1 protein-coding gene is annotated in these 218 nt (G+C 48.2%); it reads right to left on the bottom strand.

All coding sequences use genetic code 11. From position 1 onward, the window contains the following. A partial coding sequence (locus tag H6B10_RS17365) for a hypothetical protein (protein ID WP_204652554.1) occupies positions 1 to 218 on the bottom strand: 218 nt, incomplete at both ends.

Here is a 218-nt window from a genome sequence, read left to right as displayed (position 1 = left end):
GGACGTTTTCCAGAATGATCCGTACCGCATAAATGTCGTAGATTTCCTCGAAATCTTTATTCTGCATGTACATCTTGCGGTAGATGCCGTAGATGCTTTTTACGCGGTGGCGGAAATCAAGCAGAAATTCGGGCCGGAAGTGTCTCTTCTGGTGGATGGCGTTACCAAATTGACGCAGATCAAATTCTCCAATGTGGAGGATCGCCAGGCGGAGAACC

Source organism: Gemmiger formicilis (assembly GCF_016901605.1).
In the GTDB taxonomy this organism is placed as follows: Bacteria; Bacillota; Clostridia; order Oscillospirales; family Ruminococcaceae; genus Gemmiger; species Gemmiger formicilis_B.
Note: the sequence above shows the minus strand (reverse complement) of the source record. Positions and strands in the feature narration are given on the sequence as shown.